Source organism: Actinomyces sp. ph3 (assembly GCF_000308055.1).
GTDB lineage: Bacteria > Actinomycetota > Actinomycetes > Actinomycetales > Actinomycetaceae > Pauljensenia.
In genome coordinates this window covers 1-17,132 of the sequence record NZ_CAGY01000006.1, presented here as the reverse complement: position 1 = coordinate 17,132, position 17,132 = coordinate 1, and the positions used below count along the sequence as shown (strand labels likewise).

The 17,132-nt window shown below is 54.7% G+C and carries 16 protein-coding genes and 1 other RNA gene; 9 read left to right on the top strand and 8 right to left on the bottom strand.

Features of this window, described 5'->3' with window-relative positions:
• Positions 1-64 precede the first annotated feature (64 nt).
• From HGAS_RS06650 to lipB, 3 genes are read right to left on the bottom strand one after another with little or no spacing between them, the layout of a single operon-like run.
• Entirely contained in the window at positions 65-1,570 is a 1,506-nt protein-coding gene (locus tag HGAS_RS06650; RefSeq protein ID WP_026066699.1) for a class I adenylate-forming enzyme family protein, read from the bottom strand.
• Positions 1,567-2,628: a lipoyl synthase gene (gene lipA / locus HGAS_RS08530; RefSeq protein ID WP_019127049.1), complete on the bottom strand. Its 1,062-nt coding sequence runs from the start codon at positions 2,626-2,628 to the stop codon at positions 1,567-1,569. The genes HGAS_RS06650 and lipA overlap by 4 nt, the downstream gene beginning before the upstream one ends.
• A complete protein-coding gene (gene lipB / locus HGAS_RS06640; RefSeq protein ID WP_019127048.1) occupies positions 2,625-3,356 on the bottom strand; it encodes a lipoyl(octanoyl) transferase LipB in 732 nt (243 codons plus the stop codon). The genes lipA and lipB overlap by 4 nt, the downstream gene beginning before the upstream one ends.
• Positions 3,357-3,455: 99 nt before the next feature.
• On the opposite strand from lipB, the gene HGAS_RS06635 reads away from it, so the two are divergent.
• Together HGAS_RS06635 and HGAS_RS06630 are read left to right on the top strand one after the other, a co-directional pair.
• The gene (locus HGAS_RS06635) at positions 3,456-4,301 is read left to right on the top strand and encodes a Nif3-like dinuclear metal center hexameric protein (RefSeq protein WP_019127047.1); all 846 of its coding nucleotides are present in this window, start codon (positions 3,456-3,458) and stop codon (positions 4,299-4,301) included.
• Positions 4,298-5,026, top strand: a complete 729-nt coding sequence (locus HGAS_RS06630; protein WP_019127046.1) for a zinc ribbon domain-containing protein — start codon at positions 4,298-4,300, stop codon at positions 5,024-5,026. The genes HGAS_RS06635 and HGAS_RS06630 overlap by 4 nt, the downstream gene beginning before the upstream one ends.
• Positions 5,027-5,049: 23 nt before the next feature.
• Here HGAS_RS06630 and HGAS_RS06625 read toward each other — a convergent pair whose 3' ends face one another.
• The gene (locus HGAS_RS06625; protein ID WP_019127045.1) at positions 5,050-5,871 is read right to left on the bottom strand and encodes a YaaA family protein; all 822 of its coding nucleotides are present in this window, start codon (positions 5,869-5,871) and stop codon (positions 5,050-5,052) included.
• Between the two features lie 43 nt (positions 5,872-5,914).
• Here HGAS_RS06625 and rnpB point away from each other — a divergent pair.
• Positions 5,915-6,266: RNase P RNA component class A (rnpB, locus tag HGAS_RS08650), an RNA gene on the top strand.
• Positions 6,267-6,335: 69 nt separating this feature from the next.
• Here rnpB and ppgK read toward each other — a convergent pair.
• From ppgK to panB, 3 genes are all read right to left on the bottom strand, one after another.
• Positions 6,336-7,088: a polyphosphate--glucose phosphotransferase gene (ppgK, locus tag HGAS_RS06620; RefSeq protein ID WP_019127044.1), complete on the bottom strand. Its 753-nt coding sequence runs from the start codon at positions 7,086-7,088 to the stop codon at positions 6,336-6,338.
• Positions 7,089-7,159: 71 nt separating this feature from the next.
• Positions 7,160-8,044: a type I methionyl aminopeptidase gene (gene map, locus HGAS_RS06615; protein ID WP_019127043.1), complete on the bottom strand. Its 885-nt coding sequence runs from the start codon at positions 8,042-8,044 to the stop codon at positions 7,160-7,162.
• Between the two features lie 13 nt (positions 8,045-8,057).
• The gene (gene panB / locus HGAS_RS06610; protein ID WP_019127042.1) at positions 8,058-8,936 is read right to left on the bottom strand and encodes a 3-methyl-2-oxobutanoate hydroxymethyltransferase; all 879 of its coding nucleotides are present in this window, start codon (positions 8,934-8,936) and stop codon (positions 8,058-8,060) included.
• 139 nt (positions 8,937-9,075) lie between these two features.
• On the opposite strand from panB, the gene pheS reads away from it, so the two are divergent.
• The 6 genes from pheS (at position 9,076) to tyrS (ending at position 16,844) form a co-directional block, all read left to right on the top strand.
• A complete protein-coding gene (gene pheS / locus HGAS_RS06600) occupies positions 9,076-10,167 on the top strand; it encodes a phenylalanine--tRNA ligase subunit alpha (protein WP_019127040.1) in 1,092 nt (363 codons plus the stop codon).
• 1 nt (position 10,168) lies between these two features.
• On the top strand, positions 10,169-12,820 hold the full coding sequence (gene pheT / locus HGAS_RS06595; RefSeq protein ID WP_019127039.1) for a phenylalanine--tRNA ligase subunit beta: 2,652 nt from the start codon (positions 10,169-10,171) through the stop codon (positions 12,818-12,820).
• A 53-nt stretch (positions 12,821-12,873) separates the two neighbouring features.
• Positions 12,874-13,365, top strand: coding sequence for a flavodoxin domain-containing protein (locus tag HGAS_RS06590; protein WP_019127038.1), 492 nt, complete (start codon positions 12,874-12,876; stop codon positions 13,363-13,365).
• A 136-nt stretch (positions 13,366-13,501) separates the two neighbouring features.
• Entirely contained in the window at positions 13,502-14,017 is a 516-nt protein-coding gene (gene argR, locus HGAS_RS06585; protein ID WP_019127037.1) for an arginine repressor, read from the top strand.
• 123 nt (positions 14,018-14,140) lie between these two features.
• The gene (locus tag HGAS_RS06580) at positions 14,141-15,499 is read left to right on the top strand and encodes an O-antigen ligase family protein (RefSeq protein WP_019127036.1); all 1,359 of its coding nucleotides are present in this window, start codon (positions 14,141-14,143) and stop codon (positions 15,497-15,499) included.
• A gap of 85 nt (positions 15,500-15,584) precedes the next feature.
• Positions 15,585-16,844: a tyrosine--tRNA ligase gene (tyrS, locus tag HGAS_RS06575; protein WP_019127035.1), complete on the top strand. Its 1,260-nt coding sequence runs from the start codon at positions 15,585-15,587 to the stop codon at positions 16,842-16,844.
• A 68-nt stretch (positions 16,845-16,912) separates the two neighbouring features.
• Here the strand turns inward: tyrS and HGAS_RS08910 are convergent.
• Positions 16,913-17,132: hypothetical protein (locus tag HGAS_RS08910; RefSeq protein ID WP_233993735.1), on the bottom strand; the 220-nt coding region annotated here is incomplete at its 5' end.

The following is a 17,132-nucleotide window of genomic DNA, read 5'->3' as shown; positions in this document are numbered from 1 at the left end:
TGGCTTAATGCGCTGTGGGGTGCAGACATCCGTCTGCACCCCACATTTTCTCTACACGTAGCTTTTATTCAAATAACCGCGATACCTTGGAAATATCGACTTTCCCAGTTGTTGTTTGGGGGAGCGCATCGACCCAAACAATACTGCGAGGATGCTGCCAAGGCGCCAAGGCCTCGTTGAGCTCTTCACGTAATTCGCGCAATGACGGGCGCTGATCAGAAGCGGGGATTAAGGCTGCTGCAACGATCTGTCCCCAGATTTCATCTTTCAGTCCGAGTACGCAGCAATCAGCAACTGATTCGAGAGTGCGAAGAGCTTCTTCGACGCGAATGGGGGAGACAATCTCGCCGCCGGTGTTAATAACCCGTGATGTGCGACCAAGAATGTGAAGGCACATGTCCGAATCGAAAACCCCAACATCTAAGGTTGAAAACCACTCATCTGTGTAGCGTGGTTCGTCACCCCAGTAGCATGGGGCCACCCCGGGACCGCGCACTTCAATGGATCCGCTGTGCCCGGCCTCGTCAATGGGGTTTCCTTGCGGATCAACCAGGCGCAACTCAATGTACGGGAAGGGATAGCCGATGGCTCCGGGATGACGCTGCCAGGCCTCGGGGCTAAGGAAAGTGCCGGCTCCGCCGAGCTCTGTCATTCCCCAAACATGGATAGGGCAAAGCCCAGCCTCCCGCATCTTCGAATACAGTGATTCGCCCATTGCATCGCCACCTACCAAAGGGTGTGTCCATGAGCTTAAATCCACGTTATTTTCATAAGCTGCGTTCAGCAGCATGTGGCACATAGCGGGTACGACAAACATGATCGAAATCCGCCACTTCTCAATACCTTGTACCACTGAGAGCGGCTGGAAGGAGGGAAAAACAACTACGGTCCCACCGTGAGTGAAGATATCCATCGAGGTTCCGTTGAAACCCCCGATATGTGAAAGCGGTGCGACGACTCCGCAGATTGCAGAGCCAGGGGAGTACTCAAAACCATCCCTAAAGCACTGAGATGCCCACCAAAGGTTTGCATGGCTGAGCTGAGCGGCGCGCATTTTCCCTGAGGTACCGGATGTGAAAACTAAAGCCGCAGTCTGCTCGTAGCATGTCAAAGGCTCCCACTCGGCGGGGCTTTGATTGATGGCCTGTGATGCGCGTTCTTCAATGAGGGAGATAGGCAGTGTCGAAACACCGTTAACGGAATGCCCATCGGCACTGATGATCAGTGCGGGGGATGCGAGCTCGTAAATTTCTTGCCGTTGTGAGTAAGGAAGCAAAGGCGAGACGGGAACAGTGACCGCGTGAATCCACGATGCCGCTGCGTGAACAATAAAGTGCCAGATGCTATTTGGCGCGCACACAACGATGCGGTCTTCGGCCCCAATCCCTAAGGAATGGAAATACCACGCGAGTCCGCGGGTTAGCCTCGCGCTTTCTTCTACCGACAGAGTGCGTCCGCTAGAAGCATCGATCAGACTTGGGCGATCCGGACGTTGACGCGCGGCAGCAAGTAGTGCATGAGCGGGGGAGAGATTCGGTGTTCTTACGCCGCTCGTTTCTTGCCCTGTCATTGTGCAGACTGTGCGGCAGCCATTGAACGATGGAGCTCCTGTCGCTTCTTCAAACGGTCGAGTACCGATCCAGCTTCCTGCAGGGTTGATCCCGAGTTTTCAATGTGTGCCAGATGTGCGGGGATCTCGAAGCCTCGGGCGCGCATTCCCTTTGCCCACAACAAGCCAGCACGGTATGAGGAACGAACGAGGGGGCCTGCCATGACTCCGGCAAAGCCCATTGCCTCAGCTTCAGCAGAAAGCTCGATGAATTCTTCCGGGTGCACCCAACGGTCGATCGGGTGATGCAGGGGTGAGGGGCGCAAATACTGCGTGAGCGTGAGAAGATCACAGCCGGATTCGTGAAGGTCACACATGGCCTCGATGATTTCTTCTCGGGTCTCACCCATACCAAGAATCAGATTCGATTTGGTGACCATTCCACCATCGTGGGCGCGCTGGATCATCGCGAGGGAACGCTCGTAACGGAAAGCCGGGCGAATTTTCTTAAAGATGCGCGGGACAGTTTCAAGGTTGTGGGCAAAAACTTGGGGTGCAGCTTCAATGACCATGTCGATGGCCTCGTTCGAGCCGCGGAAGTCGTCGACGAGCAACTCAATACCAGTACCTGGGCTCTTGGCGCGGATTTGGCGCGTTGTTTCTGCGTAGAGCCATGCTGCGCCATCGGGAAGGTCGTCTCGGGTGACACCGGTGATGGTTGCATAGCGAAGTCCCATCTGCGCGACCGATTCGGCGATACGTCGTGGCTCATCACGGTCGTATTCTGTGGGGCGGCCGGTGGCGATATCGCAAAAATCGCAGCGGCGGGTGCAGATCGCTCCGCCGAGCAGGAAGGTTGCCTCGCGGTCTTCCCAGCATTCGTAAATATTGGGGCAGCCGGCCTCTGCGCACACCGTATGCAGCCCTGCGCCGCGTGCAAGAGAACGCATGTCTTGGTAGTTCTCACCTGCGCGAGCGGTTGTGCGAATCCATTCAGGCTTGTGCTCGATCGGGGTCTGTGCGTTGCGAACTTCAACGCGCAGCAGCTTGCGTCCTTCGGGATCAGGCAGGGTGCTCATTGCGTGGGTCCTTCCGACTGTAATTCCGACGAGGCCGTCGGTGCGAATGCGCCAGCGGGGGCTTCTTCCCAGTGAATTGGCTCTGGGCGCGTGGCTAATTGAGGAGTAATGGACTGAATCAGGTGGGGGACAAGCAGATGGGCAGCATGAGGCACATCTGAGTAGATTCCCTCCCATGAGAGTGAAGCGACGTCGGCATCAGTTAAGCCGCAAGGAATGATTCCACTAAAGGCATGTGCAGGATCAATCGCCACGTTCAGTGCGATTCCGTGCATGGTTGCGCCGCGTGCAACTTTGAGGCCGATCGCGCAGATCTTTCGATCTCTGCCTTGGGATCCGCGCAGCCAGACCCCGGCTCTTCCTTCGATTCGTTCGACGGGAAGTCCCCACTCTTTTCGTAGGGTTTGAAGAACGCCATTTTCTACACTTCGGATCCAAGCGTAGAGGTCCACTGGTTCTCTCAAGCGAACAATCGGGTAGATAACAACTTGTCCGGGGCCATGCCAGGTGGCGGATCCTGCCCTGTCGACGTGGATGATGGGCACAGTTGAGTCCGGGATATCTTCGGGTTTCGTGTGGCGTCCAGCAGTCCACGCGGGTGCGAACTCGGCGACGATCAGAGTGTCTTCGGCCTGTCCTGAGGCCACTTGGTCGTGAAGAGCATGCTGGAAGTCGTTCACGGCCGAGTAATCAGTGAGTCCGCTAGGGATGAGGTTTAAAATCCGCACCCCTCAATTTTAGTTGCGGGTAATTCCTGTGTCTTGGTTAGTGAGTGGGACATTCGTCCTATCGATGTGACCTGTCAGTCACCCGGCTACACTAAAGCTATGACGAAGTGGAATGTTGGTGACGTTCGTTCGCTGATGAATCAGTGGTATCCGCCTGAAAGCGCCCATGGATGGGACAAGGTCGGATTAATTACCGGAGCGCCACAGGCTCAGGTTGATCGAATTCTTCTTGCGCTAGACCCCACCCAGGCAGTGGTCCAAGAAGCGCTGCAGTGCGGTGCAAATATGATTATCACTCACCACCCCTTGCTGCTCAGAGGGGCATCCTTCCTCAATGAAGAAAGTGCGAAGGGGCGGATCATCTCCGCACTGAATCGCCATGAGATTGCGCTTTTTAATGCTCATACCAATGGTGACGTCGCACAAGATGGCGTTGCGCAGGCCTGTGCGCAGGCACTGGAGCTGAGCGATATCGAAGTACTTTCACCCGAAGGCGTGAATGCTGATGGCCAAGCGATCGGTTTGGGAAGGATTGGCTCCATCAAGCCAACACCTTTGCGCGACTTCGCCTATACGGTTGCACGGGTGATGCCAAAAGGACCAACGGGCCTCTTTGTTGGAGGAGAACTTGACAGTCTCGTTCGACGTGTGGCGGTTAGTCCCGGTGCTGGAGACTCGATGTTTGATGCTGTACGTGCCAGTGATGCTGACGTATTTATTACCGCTGATCTACGTCATCATCCCGCCAGTGAATTCCTTGAAGATGGTGGCTGCGGTCTGATTTGTGCCAGCCATTGGGCAACAGAAAGCCTGTGGCTTCCTGTCCTTGCACAGAAACTGAGGGAAGAAGCACGCCGCTTGGCTATCACCTGCGAGGTGAAAGTCTCTACCATTGTCACAGAACCTTGGAGCCTACATCTGGATACGGAGGGAAGTTACCTGTGAAAGCGCCTCATCCTCAGCAACTTGTCCTGCTTGAGCTACAAAAGCTAGACCAGAAAGAATCTGCACTGCGCCACCGTCGCCAGGCTCACCCCGCACATGAGACAGTTCGAGAGCTTGCTGGACGTCTTGCTGACCTGCAACGCGCCGCGGTAACGCAAGGAGCCGTCATTTCAGACTGCGAACGTGAGGTGGCCAGGATCGAGGATGAGATCCAACGTGTCAAGGCTCGTCGGGATCGTCAGAATGAGCGTATCGAAAAGAACCAGGTTCCCCTGCGTGATATTAATTCGATGCAACACGAAATCGCTCAGATGGATTCGCGTATTTCCCGTCTAGAAGAAGAGCAGCTCGCTGCTGAAGAGCGCACGGAATCAGCACGCGCCGCCCGTGAGCAGATGAATGCGGAAGCTCAGGCTATTGAGGCGGATATCGAAGCAACTAAGGCTCGCTTCCTCGAAGAGGTCGCTCAGCTAGATGATGAGCTTCGCGGCGTGATTGCTCAGCGTCGTGAACGTGCTGGCCAAATTGATCCCGAACTTCTTGACGAATATGAGAGCGCGCGTTCAAAGAATGGGGCGCTCGCGGTGATCGAAGTCCGTGATGGGAACCCAATGGGCTTCGCCGAGCTCTCTCCTATGGAACTTGAGCGTATTCGCCTAACTCCCGCCGATGAACTCTACTTTGCCGAGGAAACCGGTCAGATCGTCGTGAGAACCCGAGCCTAGATCTTTTACTGGAGCTAGATCTCTCAGTCCTCGACTGTCACCAGCGTGAGGGTGCGCGTACTTCCTCCCTGGGAGGTAGCTTTTGCGGGGGAGACTTCGATTTCTTTCACATGACTTGTGGCGCCGCGTGCATCGCGAGATCGTAGCTTTGGTGTCACTTCGGCTAAGGCATCTTCCAAATCGCTAGCATTTTCAATTCCGCCGCATCGCAAAGCTAGTGCTCCGCTGAGCATTCCGCGCCATTTTTTCGCGTTGTGAGAGACAACGGAACGTTTTCCGTTCCGCAGGCGTTCAACGCGAACTTCCCACAGGTGTGCCCACGGCGCCAGACAGGCCTGCTTGTAGTCACTTGAGCGGCAATCAAGAACGAGCTTTTCAGAATAATCTTCTGCGAGTGCGCTGCCCAGGACTGACTTCCACAAGGAGGTGACGTTTCCAAGCGCGGGGAGCTTTGTTCCCATCGCAAGGCGGTGTAAAGGAATGAGGTCAGTTGGCCTCAGCGCACCAAATAGTCCTGAGAAGATCGTGATGTGTTGGCTTCCTTCCCCTGTCCATGCGCCTGGTTCTTGGGCGGTAAGGGCGTCGAATAGTACGCCGTTAAAAACTGCCGAGGCCGGTGCGCAGCTTTGAGACATCAGCGCTTGGTTGGCCTCAATTTCTGCTGAGTGACGAAGACTGGCATTGAAGATCTGATACGCCTGTTCTTCATCAGTGATTTGTGCACAGGCGTCGATGATCTTTTTACGCGTGTCTGTCAAAGACGGGAAAGAGAGTGCTGAGAGGCTAAGAGATGGACCTTCTCCAGGCGGGTTCTTTCCTTCAGATGGGGGCAGCCAAATTTCCACGCCTCCACACTAGTGGGAAACGCGCTAAAATTCCCTGTGCATGCCAGTCGACTGGGCGGCCGCGCGGCTTTTGTCTCGAGGAACGTCCGGGCTCCACAGGGCAGGATGGTGGCTAACAGCCACCCGAGGTGACTCGCGGGCTAGTGCCACAGAAAACAAACCGCTGCATAGAGCAGTAAGGGTGAAACGGTGAGGCAAGAGCTCACCAGCGATACGGGTGACCGTATCGGCTAGGTAAACCCCATCCGGAGCAAGACCGAGCAGCAGACGTTAAGAGGTGCCCCTTCGTTGTCTGCGGGTAGGTTGCTTGAGACCATCGGCAACGGTGGTCCTAGATAGATGGTCGCCACTACGAATACGTAGAACAGAACCCGGCGTACAGGTTGGCTGTCATGCAAGTGTGGCCGCTCGTTAACCCGAGCGGCCACACCTTTTAGTTTATTTGCCAGTCGATGAGTGCCCGTTTACTTATGAGCTGCGCGCGCGGCCTCGTAAGCCGCACCAACAATACCGGCGGTATTACGTAGCTTTGCGGGGACAACGGGGGTACGGAGGTTCAGCAGGGGGAGGAACTTCTCGTGATTAGCACTCACTCCGCCACCGATAACGAAAAGGTCGGGGGAGAAGAGCATCTCAACGTGCGAGTAGTAGCGTTGGAGGCGCCCCGCCCATGTGACCCAATCCAGTTTCTGCGCGGTCTTCTGACCTGCAGAAGCTTGAGTTTCGGCATCGTGGCCGTCAATCTCAAGGTGACCAAGTTCCGAATTTGGAATTAAGACACCATCATTGATGATGGCCGATCCGATTCCTGTTCCAAGAGTGGTGACAATGACAACTCCGGGAACATCTTTAGCGGCGCCGTAGATCGCTTCGCCTAATCCGGCGGCATCGGCATCATTCAGAGCAACGATGGTTCGCCCCAAGTGGCGATCCATGAGCTCGACAACATCGATTCCTGCCCACGATGGATCAAGATTCGCCATAAAGGGAACTCGTCCATGAATAATTGGTGCGGGGAAGGTGATCCCGACGGGAATATCATCGGTGACGCCGAGCTGGTGCAGAAGCTCACCGCAGACCTGTGCAACTGAATCTGGAGTCGCCGGGGCCGGGGTTTCGATCACTACGCTTTCGCAGGAGTAGGTCCCTGTTTCAAGATCAACAAGGGCACCCTTGACACCTGAACCGCCAATATCAATTCCACATGCAAGTGTCATGTTGTTCTCCTTCGAAGGCCTTTTCTCTAAGGATAACCGTCTTTATCGGATCGTTAAAATTCACGCCAGAATTATGGAAGCGTCAAAATTTCAGCGCCGTTTTCTGTGACAACGATTGTGTGTTCGAACTGTGCAGAGCGGCCGCGATCTTTTGTCACGACTGTCCACTGATCATCCCATTGTTCCCATTCAACTCCGCCCAGATTCAGCATGGGCTCAATGGTGAAAACCATGCCTTCTTCCATGATTTCGCTGTGTGCGGGGGCAGTGTCGTAGTGGGGGACAATCAAACCTGAGTGAAAGGCCTCGCCGACACCGTGTCCGGTGTAGTCACGAACAACACCGTAGTTGAAACGATGTGCGTAGGATTCAATAACTCTGCCGATTACATTGATCTCTCGACCAGGGCGAACAGCCTTGATGCCGCGCATCATCGCTTCACGTGTACGCTCGATCAGAAGATGGGACTCTTCATCAACGGTCCCGACTTCGAACATCGCGCATGTATCTCCATGCACGCCGTCGTAATAAGCGGTGATGTCGACATTGATAATGTCGCCATCTTCAAGGGGACGATCATCGGGGATACCGTGGCAGATTACTTCGTTGATTGAGGTGCACAGGGACTTCGGAAATCCCATGTACCCCAAGCATGAGGGGTAGGCATCGCGCGAAATAATGAAATCGTGGCCGATACGATCCAATTCGTCAGTGGTTACCCCAGGACGAATTGCTTCCCCCACTGCTTGGAGAGCCTGTGCTGCGATTTGGCCGGCTTTGCGGATTTTCTCAATGGTTTCCGGTGTCTTGATATCGGAGGCAGTGATTACTTCTGGACCCGAGTGGTACATGTATTCCGGACGATCAATGTGTGCCGGGACAGGACGACGCGGAGAAATTTTCCCAGGTTTGAGATTGCCAAGCGGGGCGCGCTCGGCACCAGTTGAGTGCGACATTGCGGTGTAGTCCTTAGTTTGTTCGGTAATTCTCGGTTGAGGGGAATGATCCGTCGCGAACACAGGAGATATAGCTTTGTGTCGCGGAGTGAAGTTCTTGACCGATCTGCGCGAAACGGCGTGCAAAGGAAGGCGACCACGAGGTCATACCGGCCATATCCGACCAGACCAAAACCTGCCCGTCGGTGTGTGGACCCGCGCCGATTCCAATCGTAATGATCGAAAGTTCCTGACTCAGTTGAGTGGCGATCGGTTCAGGGACCATTTCAAAGACGACTGCGAAAGCGCCTGCGTCAGCTAATGCATGGGTATCGCGAGCAAGGATCTGTGCACCTTCGCCGCGTCCTTGAACGCGAGGCCCACCCAAAGCGTTTTCAGATTGAGGGGTGTAGCCCAGGTGTGCCACGACCGGAATACCTGCCTCGGTCAAGAGCTTGACGGTCTCGGCGCGCTGCGCACCGCCCTCGAGCTTGACAGCGTGTGCACCTGCCTTCATCAGGCAGACTGCGTTTGTAAGGGCGTGGGCGGGGGAGGCCTCGTAACTGCCAAAGGGGAGGTCCGCGACGATGAAAGCACGTTTACTTGCCCGTGCAACGGAGGAAGTAGCACGTTCCATGTCCTCAATAGTGACCGGTAGCGTCGAGGAATATCCCAGAACAACGTTGCCCAGTGAATCTCCCACCAAGATCATATCGATCCCGGCCTGATCAAAAATCGAGGCAGTGAGTGCGTCGTAGGCCGTTAACATCGAAATCTTGACGCCCTGCTCTTTTGCTGCCTGAAGGTGCTGGATACGGATCCGTTTCTTATCTAGAGGGCCTTGGGAAGCCTGAGAAGGGGAGGATGAAGCATCCGTGCGAGGCACTGAATCGTCAGCGAGGTAACCCGTCATTCTTTTCCTTTCGTCGCCCTATGAGCCTAGTCCGCACTACGGCTTCGTTCCAGCCAGAAGAAGCTGTTGACCTACAATGAAGAAAACCCTCGTATTTTCACGAGGAAAAATGCTGACACCAATCATAGGAGAGTAGGACATGACCGGCACCGCTGGTGGCCTCAATCCCTTGGATGAGCAGGCAATTGAAGAGCTCGTTACTCAAGCGACTTCGGCTATTGCTCATACCGAAACCCTCGATGAATTGAAGGCAGTTCGCCTGGAATTTATGGGAGACTCAGCTGCTCTTGTCCAGGCAAACCGTGGAATCGGGCAATTGGATCCGAAAGATCGAGGCGTTGCTGGTCGTCTTTTGGGAGGTGCCCGCTCGCGCATTACCCAGGCATTGGAGGAGCGTCAGGAGCTCCTTCAGGAACGCCATGACGCGCAGGTCTTGGTGAGCGAAGCTGTAGACGTCACCATTCCTACCGCGCGCGAGCGTCAAGGTGCACGTCATCCCCTGGAAACGATCATGGAAGAGATTTCGGATTTCTTCATCGGAATGGGATGGCAGATTGCAGAGGGACCGGAAATTGAACACGAGTGGTTCAACTTCGATTCTTTGAATTTCGATATCGATCACCCCGCGCGCCAAATGCAGGACACGCTCTACATTGATGGTCGCAGCGTCGGTGGTGAAAATGAAGAAGATGGCCACTTGGTGATGCGAACACACACATCGCCCGTGCAATCGCGTTCGATTCTTTCTCGAGGCGTTCCTCTGTACATGGCTTGCCCCGGCAAGGTTTTTCGCTCCGATGCGCTGGATGCGACACACACCCCTGTCTTCCACCAAGTTGAAGGACTAGCGATCGATCGCGGTCTGACAATGGCGCATCTTAAGGGCGTGCTCGATCACTTCGCTCGTCACATGTTCGGCCCCGATGCAAAGACGCGTTTGCGTCCGTCATTCTTCCCCTTCACCGAACCCAGCGCGGAGATGGATTTGTGGTTCCCCCAGAAGAAGGGCGGAGCCGGCTGGATTGAATGGGGCGGTTGTGGAATGGTCAACCCGAATGTTCTTCGAGCAACGGGTATCGATCCTGAGGTTTACACAGGTATTGCCTTCGGTGTTGGTGTCGAACGAACCCTGATGCTGCGAGACGGCATTGCAGACATGCATGACATCGTCGAGGGCGATGTGCGTTTCTCTGAGCAATTCGGTGTTAATGGACTGGGAAGGGGCAACTGACATGCCAATGGTTCCAATGAGCTGGCTGCGTGACTATGTCGACGCAGATCCGGCAATGACCACCGAGGAGCTCGCAGCTGCCCTGGTTCGCGTCGGGCTTGAGGAAGAGACTATTCACCCGGCTCGTGTCAGCGGTCCGCTTGTCGTTGGGCGTGTTCTGACGCGCGACGAGTTTGAAGCATCCAATGGCAAGCTCGTGAATTACTGCCGTGTTGATGTTGGAGAGCACAATGACGCTCCCGACACGGGTAAAGAACCTAGTGATCTCCCATCACGAGGCATTATTTGCGGCGCGCACAATTTCGAGGTCGGCGACTATGTCGTTGTCTCACTTCCGGGTGCGGTTCTTCCCGGTCCCTTTGAAATTGCTGCCCGTAAGACCTATGGCCATGTTTCTGATGGCATGATGTGCTCGGCGCGCGAACTCGGCTTGGGTGAAGACCATGACGGCATCATCATCTTGCAGAAGGACTTCCCCGATGCAGAGCTGCCCGCTGTTGGCCACAGCGTGATTTCCTTCCTTGGCTTGGGCGAAGAGGTTTTGGAAATTAACGTCACTCCGGACCGTGGCTACTGCTTCTCTATGCGAGGCGTCGCTCGTGAGTTCTCACATTCGACGGGCGCGGCCTTCCGCGATCCTGGAATGGTTGGCACTCTTGTGTCTTCGGTTCCCGAGGCGAACGAGGCCGGTTTCCCCGTTGTGGTTGCTGACAGTGCTCCCATCCATGGGCGCGTGGGTGCTGACCGTTTTGTGACTCGCATTGTTCGCGGTGTTAACCCCAAGGCTCCTACTCCTCGTTGGATGGTTGAGCGTTTGGAGATGGCAGGGATGCGGTCCTTGTCTCTGGCGGTCGATATTACGAACTACGTCATGCTGGATCTGGGGCAGCCTATGCACGCCTATGATCTATCCGCACTTGCTGCACCGATTGTGGTTCGCCGTGCTCGCGCAGGTGAAGAATTGACAACTTTGGACGAGGTCACTCGTTCTTTGGATCCTGAAGATTTGGTGATTTCTGATTCGCCTAGTGGTGAAGAAGGCTCGCGGCTCTTGGGCATCGCCGGCGTGATGGGTGGTGCTTATTCCGAGGTCGAGGATTCGACGACTGATATTCTCCTCGAGGCTGCGCACTTCGATGCGGTTTCGGTTGCTCGTTCTTCGCGCCGTCACAAGCTGCACTCTGAGGCAGCGAAGCGTTTTGAACGTGGAACTGACCCGCTCCTTCCTGCGGTTGCAGCGCAGCGCGCTGTTGACCTGCTTGTTCAATACGGTGGCGGTCAGGCCGACCCTGCAGTTTTTGATCTCAACACCTTGCCAGAGCCGACGAGCTATGAGTTTGCGTTGAGCGATGCTGAGCGTCTGACTGGCGTTTCCTACGCTCCCGAGCGTGTTTGTGAGTTGCTTGAGCAGGTCGGATGTGTCCTTGAGGATATTGATGGGCAGCGCGTTCGCGTGACTCCTCCTTCATGGCGGCCTGATCTCACGGGTTCTGCACACTTCGTGGAAGAGATTGCGCGTTTAGATGGCTATGACCGTATCCCCTCGGTTTTGCCGACAGCCCCTGCAGGTACTGGTTTGACTACTGCCCAGCGCGCACGTCGTTTGGTGGCCCAGGGACTGGCCCACGCTGGGCTTACCGAGGTGGAAAGTTATCCCTTCGTTTCCGACTCTTTCGATAAGCAGGGCCTGAGTGCGAATGACCCTCGCCGTCGTGCTGTCAAGCTGCGTAATCCGCTTGCCGATGATGCGCCACTGCTTCGTACTTCGGTTCTGGATACCTTGCTGGATACCGCCGCACGCAACTGGGCTCGCGGTATCCCTTCGGTTGCGATTTTCGAAATCGCAAAGGTTGTTCATCCCGAGGGTGTGGTCCCCACCGGGTTGATTTCTGCAGAGCACCGTCCCAGTGACGCGCAACTTGCAGCACTTGAAGCAGGGACTCCTTCGCAGCCGTGGCATGTTGGCGCGGTACTGGCTGGTAATGCCCGACCCGCGGGAATTCTTGATTCGCAACGTAATTTCGATTGGGCAGATGCAGTCGAGGTTGCGCGCTCAATCTGCGATCAATTGGGAGTGCGCGTCGAGGTCACGCGTGCTTGGCTTGCTGAACCCTCAACGCTTAAGGGGCCTCGAGTTCCCGAGGCTGCAACGGATCCCGCTGAGGTCGCTCCTTGGCACCCGGGGCGGGTTGCTCGTATTTTCGCCCGTCAGGGTAAAGATTGCGTCGAACTCGCCCTTGCTGGTGAGCTCTCGCCGAAGGCGTGTAAGGCTTTTGGATTGCCTGCACGAGCCTGCGCCCTCGAGCTTGACGTCGATGCATTGATCTCTGTGATGAGCGATGAACCCATGCAGGTAAAGCCTGTCTCGACATATCCTGCAGCGAAGGAAGACCTTGCATTGGTTGTTCCGACGAATGTTCCTGTAGCACGTGTTGAGCAGGTTATTCGCCAGGCTGCGGGTGCATTGATCGAAGATCTGGTCCTCTTTGATATTTACGAGGGCGACCAGGTTCCTGAGGGTTGCCGTTCTCTTGCCTTCTCTGTGCGCCTTCGCGCCAGCGATCACACCTTGACTCCGGATGAGGTGCAAAAAGTTCGTGCTGACATCGTTAGCAAGACAGGAAAGGTTCTTGGAGCAACGCTGCGCGGATGATCAAGTTTCCTCTTGTTAGGATTAATGTGGTTATTGGCGCGAAGGAGTAGTTAATGAAGGTTTTAGTAACAGCGGCTTCACATCACGGTGCAACCATTGAAGTTGCGGATGCGATTGCACGCCGTCTGACCAGCGATGGTTTTGAGGTTGTCCGCAAGTCCCCCGAAGAGGTTGACTCACTTGATGGCTTTGATGCAGTGATCTGCGGATCTGCTGTGTACATGACCCAGTGGCTGCCTGAAGCTCACGACTTTATGGAACGTTTTGCTCAGCAGCTTCATAAGCTACCCGTGTGGGCTTTCTCCGTCGGTATGAATGGTGTTCCCAAGCATGTTCCGCAAGATCCCAGCAGGATCGGTCCTGTGCTGACCCGTGTCGATGCAAAGGAACTGCGTTCCTTTGCCGGACGGTACGATCCTTCGATCTTGTCGCTGCGTGAGCGTGCGATTGTTCGACTTGCAGGCGCTGTTGAAGGCGATTTCCGTGATTGGAATGCGATTGACCAGTGGGCAGACTCCATTGCAGAGCAACTGAAGCAGGAGTGAGGTATCACTAACTTCTGCATCGCTTAGAAAACGGGCCGTGTGCGCGAAGATTTTCGCACACGGCCCGTTTCTCGCTTACACTGGTGCAACGGGAGTGGAGTCAATGTCGATTCACGGACGTAGTTAAGGGGTTTTGATGTCATCTGAAGCGACACCTCAGACGAAGGCTGGCCGCCACGCGGCGATTCGAAATCTTTTGGTCTCCCATACCATTAGTTCGCAAGAGCAGCTTCGCAGTGCATTGGGAAGCCAAGGAATTGAAGTCACTCAAGCCACCCTTTCTCGCGATCTCATGGAAATGCGCGCAACAAAGATGCGCGATCGAAGTGGGGCGCTGATTTACTCGGTTCCCAATGCTGATGGTTCGCAGTCCCATGAGGCTGAAGCCAGTGTTGAACGCCTTCAGCGGTGGCTTCAAACTCTCCTCGTCACCTCAACATGCGTGGGAAATCAATTGGTTTTGCGCACTCTTGTTGGAGCAGCGAACCTTCTTGGTTCTGCTCTTGACGTTGCACGTATTGACGACGTTGTGGGAACGATCGCGGGTGACGACACAGTCTTGATTATCTGCACCAGTGCTCAAGGCGCCCTTAACGCTCAGGACTACCTGACATCCTTGGCTGGGGGAGGAACTCAACCGAGCGCACTCTAAGGACAGACGATCGATTCTTAGGTTTTCATCAAACACAGCCGTGCCCGCTAGCCTGTCGCTAGCGGGCACGGCTTCTTGCCGCTATTCTCCCTACTAGAATTTCTTTCTGTCTTGAGGACACGCGTGAATACAACAGTTAGCTCTCGAGCCGAGTCGCTGCTGCCCATTGCGGGGGTCGCGATTTTCTTCTTGGCCTTTGCGGGCCAAGGAGTTCGCAACACATTCGGTTGGCTCGGATTTGGCATCATCACCGTTTTGGTTTTGGTCGCATGCTGGGTCGTGTTTTTTGCTGCCGGACGACGTGTGACCTTACGAAGGATTTCGCTGTCTGTTTCTTCCTTCATCGTGCTCTGCTGTCTGTCGGTGATTTGGAGCCAGTACCGTCTTGAAACTTTCGCCTCAGCTCTGATTACTCTTGCCACGAGCTCCGCAGGGATACTTGTGGCAATTGCTTTTCCGCTTCGACAGATGCTGAAAGTATTTATGGATGCGATGAAGATCGTTGTTGTTTTGTCGTATCTTCTTGAGTTGTGGGTCGCGCTCTTCGTTGGCCATCGAATTCCTCCCATGTATATGCGCCATTGGAAAGAAGTCCCAGAGCTCTATTACTGGATCAATGACTCCCTGTTTAGGGGAGGGCCGATTCAAGGTTTCGTGGGAAACCGCAATCCTTTAGCGTTTATTGCGCTCTTACTGCTTCTGTGCGTGCTTGTTTTCTGGATCCAGGATCGAAATCAGCATGTTCGCAATTTACTGTGGGTGTGTGCCTGCGTTGGCATTCTTATTCTCACCGGTTCGGCAACAGTGTTCGTTGCCATGCTGGTTTCCCTCAGTGCACTCGTCTTTCTTTTGATCATCCGTCATCTCGGTTTCTATGAGCGACGTTTCGCTGTTCGTGTGGCTTTGACCGCTGCGGCCAGTTTCCTGCTGGTTGCTGTTGTGATGAAGGACCAGGTAACCGAGATATTGGGTCGTAGTTCTGATATGACCGGGCGCGGTGTTATTTGGGCGAAGCTTTTGCAATTGTGGACCGAGCATCCCCTTCTTGGTTGGGGATGGGTTGTGATGTGGCCCCCCTGGTTGCCTCTGTTCAAGAACCTTGTTGTCCGTCCGGACGGTACTCCAACCATGCAGGCGCATAACGCCTATATCGAAGCGCTATTCCAGACTGGCATTGTTGGGCTAATGCTCTTGGCCTTTGCGGTGTTGTGGGTCATGATTCGCATCTTCCGTGTTGCCCTTCGCGATCTTGAGAGTGATCTGATTCCCGTCCTCGCCGCTGTTCTTATGCTGGCGATGTTCGTCCAGTCATTCACCGAGTCTCGTTTGCTCACTGAGGGCAACTGGGTTCTTTTCGTTGCTTTTGCTACCTGGCTGAAGGTTCGAGCAGAATCAATCGATTTTCACCCGCCTCGACGTGGAGACGAGGCCTCATCTCGGCTAGCTGCCGCTGGCGATGCAGGCCAACCCGCGGCCTCGTGAAACACAATTAAGACGCGTCTTTTAAGGCGAGTCTTTTCCCGTACACTGTATTGCGCACGTATTCCAACAAGAAGAAGGTATTTCCGTGACCGATATTATTGATGACCTCCAATGGCGTGGTCTGATTGCTCAGCACACTGATCTTGATGCACTTCGTGCTCACTTTGCGCAGGGCCCGGTCACTTTCTATTGCGGTTATGATCCGACAGCTCCTTCTCTTCACCATGGTCACCTTGTTCAGCTGATCGTTATGCGTCACCTGCAACTTGCAGGACACCGTCCTCTCGCGCTCGTGGGTGGTGCAACGGGCCAGATTGGCGATCCGCGCCAAAGTGGTGAGCGTCAACTCCAGCCCACTGAAGTTGTTCAGGGATGGGCGGATCGCTTGCACGCGCAAATTTCCCGTTTTCTTGACTTCGAGGGTCCCGCAGCAGCGCGAATGGTGAATAACCTCGATTGGACGCAAGAGATGAGCGCTATCGATCTCTTGCGTGGAATCGGTAAGTACTTCCGTGTTGGCACCATGCTCAACAAGGATATTGTTGCGCGCCGTATAGCCTCCGACGAGGGTATCTCCTACACGGAATTCTCGTACCAGATCCTTCAGGCAAATGACTACCTTGAACTTTTCCGTCGCTATGGCTGCACCCTTGAGACCGGCGGGAATGACCAGTGGGGCAATATGGTTGGAGGCGTCGACCTGATTCATAAGATCGAAGGCGCCGATACCCATGTGATGACGACGCCCATTATTACTAAGGCTGACGGAACAAAGTTTGGCAAGTCCGAGGGCGGTGCGATCTGGCTCGACCCGGAAATGATGAGCCCCTACGCCTTCTATCAGTTCTGGTTGCAGGTTGCTGATGATGATGTGGTTCGTTTTCTGAAGATCTTTACTTTCCTCTCGCGCGAAGAGATTGAGGCCCTTGAGGTTGAGGTCGCAGAGCGTCCGCACCAGCGTGCTGCACAGAAGGCATTGGCTGCCAGCGTCACTGCATTGGTCCACGGTCAAGACGAACTCGAGCGAGTTCAGGCTGCGACCGAGGCGTTGTGGGGGACCGGTGATCTTTCGTCGATTGACGAGGCGACTCTGGCTGCGGCGACCAGTGACCTTCCGCGTGCGGAACTTCCGTTGGGGGCGACTCTTGTTGACGCTCTTGTAGAGACCGGCCTTGAGAAAGGGCGTAGTGCTGCGCGTCGTACCCTTGCGGGTGGCGGAGCATACGTCAATAAGATCAAGGTAGAGGATGAAGAGGCAGTGTTGAGTGCGGATGATCTGTTGGCTGGCGGGCTTGTTTTGATCCGTAAGGGCCGCAGGAATCTGGCTGTAGTTGCTGTCCGATGAGCCGTTTTTAAAGGTGTGCTCGTCGTCATAGTGTTTTGATTTGACGACGAGCCTCTAAACGACCTAATCTATAACTCGTTGCGCTGAGGGCGACGGAAACGTTGCAAAGCGCGAAAGCCCCTTTGAGATTCATCCTCGGGTGAATTGCAAATGTGGGGGTGTTGTTTGTGAACTCGATAGTGTGTTTGTTTTTTGTTTTTATGCCTGTTTTTTGTTTTTGAGTATTTTTTTGGTTGGGATTGCTTGCCATGTTTTTGTGGTGGGTTTTCCGGGCTTAATGTTTTTATG